The organism is Paraburkholderia sp. GAS333 (assembly GCF_050435665.1).
Lineage (GTDB): Bacteria > Pseudomonadota > Gammaproteobacteria > Burkholderiales > Burkholderiaceae > Paraburkholderia > Paraburkholderia fungorum_A.
On sequence record NZ_JBNDKS010000003.1, the window covers coordinates 747,315 to 761,310 of the forward strand.

General features: G+C 61.8%; 13 protein-coding genes. 1 reads left to right on the top strand and 12 read right to left on the bottom strand.

Annotated elements, in window-relative coordinates:
• Positions 1 to 206: 206 nt before the first annotated feature.
• From ABH945_RS19050 to ABH945_RS19095, 10 genes are all read right to left on the bottom strand, one after another.
• Positions 207 to 1,208, bottom strand: a complete 1,002-nt coding sequence (locus ABH945_RS19050; RefSeq protein WP_074770370.1) for a LysR family transcriptional regulator — start codon at positions 1,206 to 1,208, stop codon at positions 207 to 209.
• A gap of 95 nt (positions 1,209 to 1,303) precedes the next feature.
• The gene (locus ABH945_RS19055) at positions 1,304 to 2,158 is read right to left on the bottom strand and encodes an N-formylglutamate amidohydrolase (protein ID WP_429251539.1); all 855 of its coding nucleotides are present in this window, start codon (positions 2,156 to 2,158) and stop codon (positions 1,304 to 1,306) included.
• Between the two features lie 250 nt (positions 2,159 to 2,408).
• Positions 2,409 to 3,563: a porin gene (locus tag ABH945_RS19060; RefSeq protein WP_429251540.1), complete on the bottom strand. Its 1,155-nt coding sequence runs from the start codon at positions 3,561 to 3,563 to the stop codon at positions 2,409 to 2,411.
• 325 nt (positions 3,564 to 3,888) lie between these two features.
• Positions 3,889 to 5,139 (bottom strand): NAD(P)/FAD-dependent oxidoreductase, encoded by a 1,251-nt coding sequence (locus ABH945_RS19065; protein ID WP_429251541.1) that lies wholly within the window; start codon positions 5,137 to 5,139, stop codon positions 3,889 to 3,891.
• Between the two features lie 45 nt (positions 5,140 to 5,184).
• Complete coding sequence (locus ABH945_RS19070; RefSeq protein ID WP_429251542.1) at positions 5,185 to 6,441, bottom strand: FAD-dependent oxidoreductase; 1,257 nt, start codon at positions 6,439 to 6,441, stop codon at positions 5,185 to 5,187.
• The gene (locus ABH945_RS19075) at positions 6,441 to 6,821 is read right to left on the bottom strand and encodes a RidA family protein (RefSeq protein WP_074770380.1); all 381 of its coding nucleotides are present in this window, start codon (positions 6,819 to 6,821) and stop codon (positions 6,441 to 6,443) included. The genes ABH945_RS19070 and ABH945_RS19075 overlap by 1 nt, the downstream gene beginning before the upstream one ends.
• A 53-nt stretch (positions 6,822 to 6,874) precedes the next feature.
• Positions 6,875 to 7,528 (bottom strand): amino acid ABC transporter permease, encoded by a 654-nt coding sequence (locus tag ABH945_RS19080; RefSeq protein WP_429251543.1) that lies wholly within the window; start codon positions 7,526 to 7,528, stop codon positions 6,875 to 6,877.
• Positions 7,525 to 8,211 (bottom strand): amino acid ABC transporter permease, encoded by a 687-nt coding sequence (locus ABH945_RS19085; protein WP_074770384.1) that lies wholly within the window; start codon positions 8,209 to 8,211, stop codon positions 7,525 to 7,527. Before ABH945_RS19085 ends, ABH945_RS19080 begins: the two co-directional genes overlap by 4 nt.
• A 1-nt stretch (position 8,212) precedes the next feature.
• A complete protein-coding gene (locus ABH945_RS19090) occupies positions 8,213 to 9,031 on the bottom strand; it encodes an amino acid ABC transporter ATP-binding protein (RefSeq protein ID WP_429251544.1) in 819 nt (272 codons plus the stop codon).
• Positions 9,032 to 9,040: 9 nt separating this feature from the next.
• Complete coding sequence (locus ABH945_RS19095; RefSeq protein ID WP_429251545.1) at positions 9,041 to 10,060, bottom strand: transporter substrate-binding domain-containing protein; 1,020 nt, start codon at positions 10,058 to 10,060, stop codon at positions 9,041 to 9,043.
• A gap of 177 nt (positions 10,061 to 10,237) precedes the next feature.
• On the opposite strand from ABH945_RS19095, the gene ABH945_RS19100 reads away from it, so the two are divergent.
• On the top strand, positions 10,238 to 10,951 hold the full coding sequence (locus tag ABH945_RS19100; protein WP_074770386.1) for a helix-turn-helix domain-containing protein: 714 nt from the start codon (positions 10,238 to 10,240) through the stop codon (positions 10,949 to 10,951).
• A 31-nt stretch (positions 10,952 to 10,982) separates the two neighbouring features.
• Here the strand turns inward: ABH945_RS19100 and ABH945_RS19105 are convergent, their stop codons facing one another.
• Positions 10,983 to 12,332, bottom strand: a complete 1,350-nt coding sequence (locus ABH945_RS19105; protein WP_429251546.1) for a hypothetical protein — start codon at positions 12,330 to 12,332, stop codon at positions 10,983 to 10,985.
• Positions 12,329 to 13,981 (bottom strand): tannase/feruloyl esterase family alpha/beta hydrolase, encoded by a 1,653-nt coding sequence (locus ABH945_RS19110; RefSeq protein ID WP_429251547.1) that lies wholly within the window; start codon positions 13,979 to 13,981, stop codon positions 12,329 to 12,331. The genes ABH945_RS19105 and ABH945_RS19110 overlap by 4 nt, the downstream gene beginning before the upstream one ends.
• Positions 13,982 to 13,996 lie beyond the last annotated feature (15 nt).

Consider the following 13,996-nt stretch of genomic DNA (forward strand, 5'->3'; position numbering starts at 1 on the left):
GAACCGATTGCAGCATTGGGCCGCGGCGTCCGGCGCAAGGTTTTGCGCGCTACGCCGCCGCGTCGCTGCGACGGTTGACTGCAGTTTCGAGAGTAGTCGTTGCAAAAAGAAGCGGTGCTTGCTAAACCGGCGGTTATGAATTGAATCGGACGCAGTTATGGAAAACGCGTCGGCGGCCCGCTGCAACGGCTGCGGTATCGCCGGTTTCAATCCGCTTCCGGCAGGCACACGTCTTCGGGATTCAGCGCCAGCGCCTTGGCGATGTCGCGCGAAACCTGCCGTTCATACGCGCGGCGCAGCAGGTCGTATAGATCGGAGGGAAGCTGGCCCAGTTCGTTTTCCCGGAACGCCAGATAGAACGACCGGCTAAGCGCGGTGTGCGGCCTGCCATTGCGTGAGAACGCCGACAGCGGAACCACGCGCAAGTCCGGCACGTAATGACGCGATTGCCACACGCACAGCGGCGTGGTGATCGCGAAGCCGAGGCCGGCGGCGACGAGACTCAGCATCGGGTCGGTGGCATCGAATTCGCAGGTGCGTTCGACGTTTTCGGAATTCGACGCGAGATAGGCGTCGACATGCTGGCCGATCACCGATCGCGCGCTATAGCGGATCAGTTGCAGATGACGACTCAGGTCGGCCAGCGTGGTCAGGCGATCGACCTCGAAGCTTTTCGGCAGCACCACGAAATACGGCTCGGAAAACAGCTTCTGGCGACGGATACCAGGTGCCTGCGCGAGACCCGTGGTGGTCACCGCCATGTCCAGCTGACGCGCTTCGAGCTGGCCGTCGAGCGTCGGCGTAATGCCGGACCACAAACGGATCTGATGCGACGTACCGGCCAGCGCCTTGATGATGATCGGGCCGATGGTGGCCGCAAACGAATCCACGCATCCCAGCCGAACGACGACACGTTTCGCCCGGGTGACGTTGCGCACGCTCTCGACCATCTGGTCCGCGCCCTGCAGCAACACGGTGGCATGCTCGAACAGACGTTGACCTGCGGCGGTGGGACGGGCGGGACGGGTCGCGCGATCGAGCAGGGTGGTGTCGAGAATCGTCTCCAGCGCCTTGATGCGCTGCGAGACGCCGGCTTGTGAAATGGCGAGGCGGCTCGCCGCGTCCGAGATGGAACCGGCTTCGACCACGGCGACCCAACTGGCTAGCAGGTCCCAGTCTGGATACTGTTCGGGTACGCTCTCTTTCATGGTCGGCAATGGAATGGCAGTGGAGTCCAATTATATTGCCGCCCGCGCGAACAGACGGTTGTTACGCACTTTGCGCCGCTATGCCCCTACGCGTGTTACGCGCGCCCGTCTGGTTCGGTACCGGCGTGCACCGCTTGCCGGCTTCCCTCCATGCTTTTCAGAACGGCCTCCAGCGCGTCGAGTGCGACTCCGAGCGCCGCGCCTGTTTCACCTGAATCAAATTCGGGTTGCGCCGTGCTCCGCTGTTCGCAATCCAGACGCCAACGGCCCGCCACTTCGACTTCGATCGCGTGAACGCCGCTAACCGGCAAACCGTAGTGCTGCGCGGTGAAGGCATCCGCGAGCTTGCCATTGACCACCCACGACCGGCTGAACGCCTGCACCGATTCCGTGAGCGCCGTCACCAGACGCCGGTCGCAAGCGGTGCCGCGATTGGTGCCGATGTTGCAGTCTGCGGCACCCGGCTGTTCGCGATACGGCGAGAGCCACGAGCTTGCGTGCGAGACGAGCAGCAGGACGTTTTCATGCGTGTTCCGCAGCCGCACCACCTCTCTCGCGACCGCCGCGTGAAACGGCTTCCAGTACATGTCCGCCCGCTCGCTCACCTCCGCTTCCGACGGCTCCTGGCCCTCTGGGTATAACGCTTCGCCTCGGGACGTGTGCGTCCGGCACAGTCCCACGCGATTGAGCCGGGGCGATAACGGCCGGCTATCCAGAGCCACGTTGTAGTCGATGACGCAGGGATGGTAGAGCGCCGACACACACGTCACGCCTCTGCCGATCGCGACCGATTGCAGCAACGCGCCAAATGGATCGGCGAGCCGTCCCTCGACGGGACCCCATGCGGAATTGGACTGCAACGGCGCCGGCACGGACGTTCCGATATGCGGAGTGACGACCAGCACTGGCGAGTCGCCTGGGAAAATCTGGCCGTACGGCAGGTTCTGCATGTTAATACCCTCGGGTTCGCATCGACGTGCGTTGGCGCGCGCGTGCGTGACCGGACGTGACGTGATACCTGCGACGTTAACCGAACAGAATTCCGAGGCATGGTTCGTAAGCCGCGGTTTATCTGTTTATAAGCGCGTCTTACGAAGTTGGGGCACGACGCGCGTGAACGCCGTGCCCCAATAAATTGCCGACAGTCAGCTGCGCATCGCCCGGAGTGCCCGACTTATCCCCGGGCCGATGCGAGTGCGCTTAGAACTTGTGCCGCATGCCGACGATGGCGAGCACCTGGTTCTGCGTCGTCGATGCAGACAGGAAGTTGATGTTGGCTACCGCGCGGCCGCCGGTCGAATCCGTGCCGGAAGCGTGCTGATATACGCCGTCGATATAGACATCGGTCCGCTTCGACAGGAAGTAATCGAGGCCGAGCACGCCCTGGTGGTACGTCGCATCGTTGACGCCGTAGCCCTTCGTGTAGTCATACGCCGCGCCCGCGAGGAAAGACGGCGTGATCTGATACTTGAAGTTGACTTCGACGTTGTGGAATTTCGCGTTGCCGCCCGACCCCGTTGCAGGCAGGCCGGTTTCCGCGCCGATGTCCTTGAACTGCGTGTTGCTATAGGTTGCACCGAAGGTCGCCGCGCCAAACGTATATGCACCGCCAGCCGTGAAAATCTGCTGCGTCTTCGCGGACGCATAGCCCGAATACACGCGGCTCGCCGTCATGTTCGACGCAGTCGTGCTCGATGTCGAGTTATTGCCGAAGTACGAATAGTTAGGATCTTTAACGTTTACGTAGGCGACACCGAGCGCGAGCGGCCCATTCAGGTAACCCGCTCCCAGCGACCAGATCTGGTTGCGGCTGAACTGCCCTGCCACGCCGCCCAGGCTATACATGCCGCCGAACGAAAAGCCGTTGTAATTCAGGCTCTTGTACTTGATCGCGTTGTTGACGCGGTTCGTATTGTTCATGTTGTCGAGGTCGCCCGGATGCGCGCCGAAGTACGGCGACCACTGGTCGGCCACTTCGAAAACACCGGTGAAATCGGCGATCGAATCGTATTGGCGACCGAACGTCACCGTACCCGCGCTGGCCGACGACAAACCGACATAGGCCTGACGTCCGAATTCGTCACCGCCTTGTCCCAGCTTGCCGGTCGCCACGCTAAAGCCATTCTCGAGGACGAACAGGGCCTTCAGTCCGTTACCCAGGTCTTCGGTACCACGCAGCCCCCAGCGGCTGCCCTGAATGTTTCCGCTGCTCATCTGGTACTGGCTGTGACCGCCAGCGTTATTGGCATAGGTAATGCCGACGTCGATGAGACCATACAGGGTCACGCTGCTTTGCGCGTGGGCGACCGTGGACAGCGCGCTAAGGGAAGCGAGCACGAGAAGCGACTTTTTCATTAGTATCTGACCGGGTTGAAGGTTGCGGAGACGCCGCGCGTTGGCCCTGGAGGGGGAGCGCCGTCCCTACGTCACAATGACGAAACAACTTGGTGTTAACGACCGCAGCCAGATTAGGGGTCGCAAAATTGTGACGTGACTTCAATTCCAATCTTTTATGTTTTACAGAAACAATGCTAATGATGAGTCGATGCACGGCATCGCCCGGCGCACGTTTGGCGCTACCACCGTTTCGCCAAAGGTCTGATTGATCGATTAATCCGGCAATGGAAAGGTGCGACCGCCGACCCAGCCTGCTCACAGCCATGTCAGCGTCACGCACCGCTCATTTAAAGCGGGCGACGGAAAATTGCTCCAGCTCCTTCGGTTTTTTTCCTTCGATCAGCCGCGCGACCATGTCGCCGGTCGTTCCCGCGAGTGTCATGCCGAGGTGCTGATGGCCGAAGGCGTAGATCACCCGTTCGTCTGCGCTCGAGTGCCCGATTACCGGCAGATAATCCGGCATGGTCGGCCTGATGCCCAGCCAACTGCTCGTCACTGGCGCATCCAGCCGTATATTCCTGCGGATATTTCGCTCGATAAAATCGGTACGCGCCGGATTCAACGGCAAACGCAATCCACTGAGTTCGACGGTGCCGGCCGCGCGCAGTCGCAGGTCGCGCAACGGCGTCATATAAAAGCTGGATTCCGCGATACAGGTTGGGCGCGTGAACAACGGTTCCTTCAACTGAAACTCGACGTGATAGCCGCGTTCGGCGCCTAGTGGAATACGGTCGCCCAACTGCGCCGCGAGTTTCGCCGACCATGCGCCGCCGGCGATCACCACCCGGTCAGCGCGTATCTCTTCTCCTTTCGCCGAGCGCAGGCTGACGCCCGCCGCACTGGTCGCGATCGTGCTCACATCCATCCGTACATGACGCTGCTCCGCAATCAGCGGCTTTGCCAACTCCCACACAAAGCTTTGCGGATCGACCAGATGGGACGCCGACGGGAACAGCACCGCACCCACCGCGCGCTGATGAAGCGCAGGCTCTAATTGCGCGAGTTCACTCGCACTCAACATCTCCTGACGGACACCCAGCTCGGCGCGAAGCTTGATGTCATCGGTGGCACGCCTGAACGCGGCTTCCGTCTGATATGCGTACAGACAACCTTCGCGCCGGACCAGCGCCGCCGCGTTGGGCGCGTCATCGAGCAGCGGCGCGTAACCGTCATGCGTGCCGCGCAGCAAGGCTGCCAGCGCGCCGGTATTGGACAGATACGCTCGCCGGTTGCATTGGCCAAGAAACGCGGCAAGCCACGTCGCAAAGTTTCCCAGCCGCGACCAGCGAATCGACAGCGGCGACTCCACGCCGAACAACAAGCCCGGCAGATCGCGCCAGATCTTCGGCTGTGGAATGGGCGTACACGCATAGTCCGCAATCGTGGCCGCATTGCCGAACGACGCGGCACCCGCGATGTCGCCCCTGTCGACCAGCAACACGTCGAAACCTTTGCGCCGTAACCACAGCGCGCACGAAACGCCCACCGCTCCCGCACCGATCACGACGACTTCGCGCTTCTCGTTACCCTGCATGATGTGCTCTCGCGTTGATGAGCTGATTGAAAAATACCCTGACGGTTACCAGAAGCTGCGTCCGAGATCGAACGGCGTGTCCCGTGTGTTGGCTTTGCTCGTCACCAACGATGTGACGAGGTCGGCGGAACCGCATGCGAGCGTCCAGCCCAGCGCGCCGTGTCCCGTATTGACGAACAGTCGCGGCACAGCGGTGGATGAGATGATCGGCAGGCCGTCCGCAGCCATCGGACGAAGACCGCACCACGGACGTACCTCGTCGGGCATCCGCATGCAAGGGAACAGTCGCTTCAGCGCGTGCTTGAGGTTTTCGACTCGCGCCGGTCTCAGCGTCGTGTCGAAGCCGTCGAACTCGACCGTGCCCGCCACGCGCAATCTGTCGCCGAGCGGCGTGACGCCGATATGCTCGTAGTCGTCAACAATCGGCCGCTTCGGCAGGAAGCCGAGTTCATCGGCGGAGAGGGTCAACGAGTAGCCCTTGACCGGCGCCATCGGCAGGCGTATGCCGAGCGGACCGACCAGCGACGGCGAGAGTGCTCCCGCGCACACCACCACGCTATCAGCGCTGAGATAGTCGTCTTCCAGACGGACGCCGCGAATCGCACCGCCCTGCACGTCGATGCCGCGCACTTTGGCATTCCAGCGAAACGTCACGCCGTCACGCTGCGCTGCCGCCGCGGCCGCCACGCTGAACTGGTGCGCGTCGCCCCAAGCATCGGATTCCAGCAGCAGAGCCGTGCCGATCGTGTGAGCAACCGGAGCGAGCGACGGTTCGAGCGCGACGCTCTGCGCTGCATCGAGGCGCTGCACCTTCGCGCCCATCCGTTCGAGCATCCGCGCAAACGACTCCGCGCGGCCTTCCGCACCTTTGCCGCGAATCAGTTCGAGCAGACCGCCGCGCTGGATGCCCGCATCGATTCTGTTCTGGCCGAGCAGACGCTCCATAGCCGCCAGGCTTTGCTGACCGAACGCGGTCAAGGTCGCGGCGGTTCTGTGGTATTTCGCGGCGCGGCAGTTCGCGAGAAAGCGCACGCCCCACATGCCGAGACCGGGAATCGCGCGCGGTCTCAGCAGAAGGGGGGCATCTTCGCGGCCGAGCCATTTGAACAATTGTGTCGGGGTGCCAGGCGATGACCAGGGCAACGCGCTATTGGCGGCCAGCAAGCCGCCGTTGGCAAAACTGGTGCCCTTTCCCGCCTCCGGCTGACCGTCGATCACTGTGACGCGAATGCCCGCGCCCGCAAGCGCGAGCGCGGTCGTCGTCCCGATGATGCCTGCACCGATGACGATCACATGCTTCATCAGGCAACACCGCTCACGTCGGCATGCGCAAGAATTTCGATCTTGCCGCCCGCGACCATCAGATCCGCGATGATGGTCGCGCGGTTCGGATAAGGCTTCGTGAAGAAACGGCGGTACACCTCGTTCATCCCGTCAAAATAGCTCTTGTCGGTCAGGAAGACCTGCACCTGGGTGACGTCGTCCATCGTTGCGCCCGCCGATTCCACGATCTGCTTGAGATTCGCAAAGGTCAACTCGGCTTGCGTCGTGATATCGCCGTCTTCGATGGAACCGTCTGCGCGAATCGGAATGCTGGCCGTGTACAACGTACCGTTCGACACAGTCGCCCATTCGACGGGCGCGGTTCCGTTCGGCAGACCGGTTTCGATTACCTTTCTCACAAAAGTACTCCTTATGATTTGAGTGATTCAGCTTGAGTTGAAAACCCCGCCCGTCACCCGTGCGATGGGTGACGTCGCTCGATATGACGCATCAGTTGCGACAGCGGGTAGCACAGAACGAAATAGAACGCACCCACGGTGACGTAGATTTCGAACGGCATGAAGTACTGCGAACTCAGATCCTGAGCACGCAGCATGAGATCGGGCGCGGCGATCAGCGAGGCGACCGACGTGTCCTTCAGCAGCGAGATCGCGATGTTGCCCGACGGTGCGAGCACGAGGCGAATCGCCTGCGGCAGCACGACCCAGCGCATCGCCGCACTGCCGGTCATACCGATGCTCCACGCGGCTTCGCTTTGTCCGCGAGGCACGGCTTCGATGCCCGCGCGAAAGATTTCGGCGAAATAGGCGGCGGCGTTCATGCCGAGTCCCAACACCGCCGCCTGATACGAATCGAAACGCACGCCGATCGACACCAGCCCGAAATACACGAGAAAGAGTTGCACGAGCGCGGGCGTGCCGCGAAACAGTTCGATATAAATGCGGGCAATGCGCGCCGCCACGCGATGACCGCTTATCCTGACGACGGCGAGCAGCAGGCCGAGCACGATGCCGATGGCAATCGCGCCGAGCGCGAGACGCAACGTCGCCCAGGCTGCCTGGAACAGTTCGACGTGCATCGACGACCACAGTTCGGAATAGCTCATGACAGCGCCGTCCTCGATTTGTGAAGTCCACGTTCGGTCGCCGTCGACAACCGTGCGAGCGCGAGACTCAGCAGCAGATAAATGATCGCCACGATGAAATAGATGAGGTTGCTCTGATAGGTCTCGCTGACCAGCGCCCTCGCATGAAACACCAGTTCCGGCACCGCGACGGCGGACGCGAGCGACGTATCCTTCAGCAAGCCAATCGCGAAGTTGGCGAGCGCGGGCAGCGCGAGGCGCATCGACTGCGGCAGCACGACCGTGGTGAGTGCCATCGGCCAGGTCATGCCGATCGCGAGCGCCGCTTCACGCTGACCCCGATCGATTCCGTTGATCGACGAACGGAAAATCTCCGAGAGAATCGCCGCGCCGTTCAGGCCGAAGCCGAGCGTCGCCGCGACGAACGCGGGCAACATAATGCCGATTCGCTCGAGCCCAAAGTACAGAACGAACAATTGCGTCAACAAAGGGATATTGCGAAAAACTTCCAGATAAACATTCGCCACCGCTTTCAGAACGGCATTGCGCGACAGCCGCATCAGCGCGATCACGAAGCCCAATACGAACGCGACGCAGAAGGCGCTTGCGGTCAGCGCCACCGTCGTCAGCGCGCTGACACACAGCACGCGAACGAAATACGGGAGAAAGTGCAAGCTGTGAGCCCACGCGTTCAGTAGCGCCATGTCAGTGCTCCAGCACCGCGCGCAGGAACGCGCGGGTGCGTTCGACCTTCGCTTCGTGAAATATCTGCCGCGGCGGTCCTTCTTCGACAATCCTGCCGTCGGCCATGAACACGACTTTGTCCGAGACGCTTTCGGCAAAGCGCATTTCATGCGTCACGATGATCATCGTCATGCCCTCTTCAGCGAGCTTGCGCATCACGCCCAACACCTCGCCGACCAGTTCGGGATCGAGTGCGGAAGTCGCTTCGTCGAACAACATGAGGCGCGGCTTCATGGCGAGCGCGCGGGCAATCGCCACACGTTGCTGCTGACCGCCGGACAACTGATCGGGAAACGCGTCGCGCTTTGCATCCATGCCGACCTTGGTTAGCAACGCGCGCGCTTCGTCGATCAGGTCGCTGCCTGTGCGTTTCTGCACCTTGCGCGGGCCGAGCAACACGTTGTCGATCACGCTGAGGTGCGGAAACAGATTGAAGCGCTGGAACACCATGCCGATGTTGGCACGCATCGCCGCAAGCTCGCGCGCCGACATCGGCAGAAAGGTGTCTTCCCGGCGGCGCTCGCCAATCGGCGTGCCGTCGATAAAAACATGGCCCGCGCTCGGCGTTTCGAGGAAGTTCACGCAACGCAGCAGCGTCGTCTTTCCCGAGCCGCTCGGTCCGATCAGCGATACCTTCTGCCCCGGCATCACGTCGAGGTCGATTCCCTTGAGCACCTCGTGCGCGCCAAAGGACTTGCGTAGCCCGTCGATGCGCACCAGTTGCCGCGTATCGACTGGGGGAATGGCAGTTAGCGTGGCAGACATATCGCTGTGTCCCATGATCTCGTCTCAGGCAAAGGCTTTGCTGAAATCGCGCGACTCGTGCGCAAACGGGCCAATCAGCGCACCCTTGGCGTCGCGATCCACGCCGAGGCGCGGATCGGTGGGCAGAGGCACCAGATAATCGGGATTGGTGATGCCGTATTTAGCGAGGATCGGCTTGATCTGGTTGGTACGCCATAGCCAGCTAATGCCTTCGTTGATGCCGTCGAACAGATCCTTCTTGTCCGGGCTCACGCCCCAGATCGACGCGAATTTCCCCGTCAGGCTCGGATAGCTCGCATCGAATGCGATGGGGATCTGCTTGAGACCCCACGACGGGTTCTGCTGGATCATGTAGTCGACCGTCGGTGCGTCGAGCACGGCAAAGTCCAGCCGTCCGGCTACCACGTCGCGCAGACACGAATCGCTGCCGTCATACAGCTTCACGTCGACAATGCCGGGCACCCGCTTCATGTCCGGCACCACCGAATAGCCGGTGGCCGTGCCGATGGTGTGGCCGCTCAGGTCTACGATGGTGAGCGAGCTTTTTGACGTCTGGCCCTGCCGCATGATCACGTAGGCGCCCGTATAGAACACGGGGTTGGTCAGCAACAACAGCTTCGCGCGGATCGGCGTCCACGCGAAATTGCCGCCGAACCAGTCCACCCGTCCCGACTTCACCGCTTCGATCACGGCGGAAAAACTCATCTGCTGGACGTCGATCTTGAGTTGCAGTCGTTCGGCGATCAACTGGAGCATCTCGAAGTCCGTTCCGACCAGCTTGCCGTCGCGCACCGACGCGATCGGCATGTCGCCGAGACACGCGGCCGTCAGGTAGCCGGGGCGCACGGTCTTGATCGGCGACGCGGGCGAGGCCGCCCATGCAGACTGCCCGAGCAGGCTTGCGCCGACGCCGGTGAGGACCCCGCAGCCTGCCGTCTTCAGGAAACTCCGGCGGGACGGTTTGGCGGCATCGGGCGCGTTGTTGAAGAATTCGTCGAACATGGTGGTCAGCCCTTCCTGAGTGGATTGAATGGGTAACTGCATAACGTCGGCGGGTTTTGCATTTGTGCAAAACCATGCAAACCATCGTATGGAGCTAAAAACTCAGGGTCAAGAAAAAAATTTGCATATCTGCAAACTTTGCAAAAGGGCATCGTCCTGTGTCACTATCCGGATGTGACGCGTCCCCCGTCGCGTACCAGATGAACGATAAGAGACAGCATGCAAACAGAGGAATCGCCGAAGAAGGCGCGACAGAAGGCTGGCCGGCAGCCGGTGGCCGGTGCGGCGTCGAAAGTCGCAACGAGGCGCGACAAGGAAGTGCCGATCGATCCGGCGGCTGCAAATGCGGATGCCGTTGCAGTTGCGGAACCTGTGGAGCACGCCGGTGAAGCAAGCCCCGGCGAGACGATCGCGCGCCATCGTCACGCGCGCGGTATGACGCTCACGGCGTTATCGGCGTTGTCGTCGGTGTCGATCTCGACCATTTCGCGCATCGAGAATGGCCGCATTTCGCCGACGTATTCGGTGCTGTCGCGGCTGGCAAAGGCGCTCGATATCCGCTGGCCGGATATGGTCGGGGGCAACGAGAAGTCATTTGCGCAGGGTTGCCGCGCGGTGAGTCGCGCGGGTCACGGCGTGAAGCATCCCACGTCGACGGGTATCTTCGAATGGCTCGGCGCGGAACTCGTGACCAAGTCGATGGAGCCCACGCTGATCGAAGCCATTGCCGACACCGGCAAGCATGTGCTCGCCGCGCACGATGGCCAGGAGTTCATCTTCGTGACCGAAGGCTCGCTCATCTTCATGATGCGCGACTATGCTCCGCTCACGCTCGAAAAGGGCGACAGCGTCTATTTTGACGCGGGCACGCCGCACGCCTGTTATGGCGTGCAGATGCCCGCGCGTTATCTATCGATCGTGGCGAAGCCCTGAGGGTTGAGTCGAGGTGGGAGCCTGAATCGATTTAACGAGCGTTCAGAAGACGTCCGGCAGACTCGATAACGGCATCCCGGACCTCTTCAGCTGAGCCCTTGAAATACGGTGCGCTCATCGCTTCATAAGTGATCCGGTCGTAGCTGCCTGCATCGGGCAGGTACTTGGCCGCGCCGTTCACCATCGTCGCGACCAGCGTGTGCGCGAACGGCGAGCGCGCCCTCATGTCGACGGCGGTCTGACTCGACAACTCCGCCTGAAACCCGAACACGGCAATTGCGCCGAGCCTGACAATCCAGAACGGCACATCGACCGGTTTGCCGGCCTCGAACCGATAGGTCGTGGACGGCCGCTTGGAAGCCGCGTTCGGCGAAAACGCCTGGCTCTGCACGCGCACCTTGCCGCTGGTCACCGCGAGCACGGGAGCGTTCGCGTTGTTGTCCGCGATATTTTGCGCAACGCGATACGCTTCACCGCCGAGTCGCTCGCCCAGCAGATCGACGAGTAAAAAGCCTGCTTCATGGATATCGACGGTGCTCGAATGTCCGTCACGGTCCAACCGGTTTCGCTTCGCCGTCAGATAAGGCGCCTGGTCGCCGGCTGCGCCGACCAGAAATAACGCGACCGTGCCGTCGCCATATTGCTGCTCGACGTAACGGGTCGCCGCGCCCGCGAGGTCCGCGCTAATCTGCATGCCGCCACCTTGCAGCGTCGACTCGTTCATGATCGACGACTGCACCGCGTAGTTCACAACGATAGCGATAGGGTGACGGTCGCTGCCTTCCAGACGGATGACGTTCACGCTTTTATCCGAGAACCCCGCGTCGTTCGCACCGAGCCACCAGCCGTCGGCTGTCCGCACATCCCGATTCACGTTGACGTTGCTCGTGCCGCTGCCGAAGCCGATGCTCGCGGGCTGCATGTCTTGCATCGCGATCGTCGCGGCCTGTGTCACCGACGTTTCGATCGCCTGCACGATCTGCTGCTTGCGCCGCTGTTCGGCGGGGTCCGGCGCGGGGCCTTGCACATGCGGCACGGAGAACGTGTGGCTTGCTGATACGACGACATCGGCGGCTCGCATCTGCGCCGCGTGGCCGACAATATCTTTCACCTGAGCGACCAGTGTGTCGGGCATCGAAGTGAGATCGACGGTGACCAGCGCAATTCGATTCGTGCCGTTATCGAGCACGATCACTCGCGACTGCAGCGGATCGTGCACGCTCACGTAACCGTCGACGGGCAAATCCGCTTGCCCGATTTCGATAGCCGCCCTGCCCGCTCCCGCGCGAAGGCTTGCCGCCATAGCGCCTTCGCATGCCGATGCGAACACGAGCGCGACCGTCACGAGCAGCAATTTTTTATAGCGCCGCAGAAGCGTCATTCAGATTCCGCTCCTGCGTTGAGCGACGCCTTCACGTGCACCCCTTCATGGGGCGCAACGCACGAAAAGCTCGCCGCCTTACCCATATCGCCGTGACCGGTATAGCGCGCCACTTCGGGATACGCGCACAGCGGACGCGTCCGCACTACTTTCCCGCCATCGACTTTCGACGCCACCACGCGCTGCGGTGCGACACCGTGCGCGACCCATTTATCGATGGTGCCCAGCTTGTCGAAGGTATCGCAACCCGCACCGCCAAAGCAGTGACCCATGCCCGGAATCGTGAACAGCCGCGCCGACGCCCGCGTCGTATCGCCGGCATTGCGCATCAGGGTCCGGTAGTAGCCGATCAACTCCTGCGGATTGTGATAGTCGTTCCAGCCGATATACATCAGCAGCTTGCCGCCGCGCGCGAAGAACGGCTTCAGGTCTGCATCCACGTGAAGCAACGGCCCGACGTTCGCGATGGCCTTGTCAATGTCCTTGTCCCAGTCGATGCCCGACCAGTCCCAGTCGGGATTCTGAAACGCGGTATAGCGGAAAATATCGAGCGCGACCGGAAATGGCTTGCCGTCGGCAAAACCCGCGAGTTGCGATTCGCTACCCTTCGCCGGCCCCGGAAAAATCACTTCGTGCGTGCGCGGATTGACCGGCCCCGCGTAAATCTGCTCCAGCAGATGCACCTGCGGCGCGGTCAGACAGCCGGGCGCGTCGGCGCCTTTGCACAGCAGTTGCCGCGGCTCGAACAGGCACCGGTCGGGTTCGTCGACAAAACCCTGCTTGCGCCCGGCAGGCGACGCGCAGGCTTCGATCACGGCCTTGTTGACCATGTCGAACTTTTCCTTGGGAATCGCGAGGCTCGGGTCGTGATGGACGAGCCAGCTCGGCCACAACTGCGCCGCGTTGAAATTCACGATGGGGTTCGGCGGAGCACCGGCGACGATGCCGTCGTAGTCATCCGGGAAACGCTTTGCTTCGATCAGCCCTTCCAGACCGCCGAGCGAACAGCCCACCCAATACGATTTGAGCGGTGGCTTGCCGTAGTACGCGCGAATGATCATCTTGGCGTTCACGGTCATCAGATGGTCGGCGCGCCACGCGTAGTCGGTCAGCTTCTCCGGATGACCCAGCGTGAATCGTCCGCCGTTACCTTCGGGAGTCGAGCCGTCGTGTCCCGTGTCCGTCGTGGCGGCCGCATAGCCCTGCTCGATTCCCGTCAACATGCCGGGCAGCATCAACGCGCCGGCCCAGCCGAAGCTGCCCACGCCGAGGAATTTGCCGTTCCATCCGTTCAGCGGCAGCCAGACTTCGATCTCGATGTCGGAATCGCTGCTGGGTTTCAGCGTGGCTGCAATCCGGCAAAACGCGGGATTGGGGTCATTGGCCGTCTTACCAGCGACGTTCATACCCGAGAGACCACCCAGCCGTGTCAGCGGATTCTCGGGCATTTTGTACTGGCCCGCCGCGACGGTTTCAGCAGCGGTGATCGTCGCGTCGGGCAATGCGAGCGATGCGAGTTTGCTGCATGAGTCGGTGGCATCCGCTGCATGGGCGCCGGTGGAAACACACGCTGCGAACAGCGCCAGCAATCCCGCCATCAACCTGCGGACAATCCACTCAGCGTGGCTGCCGCTTCGAATCAATTTCATGTTTCTATCCTTCAT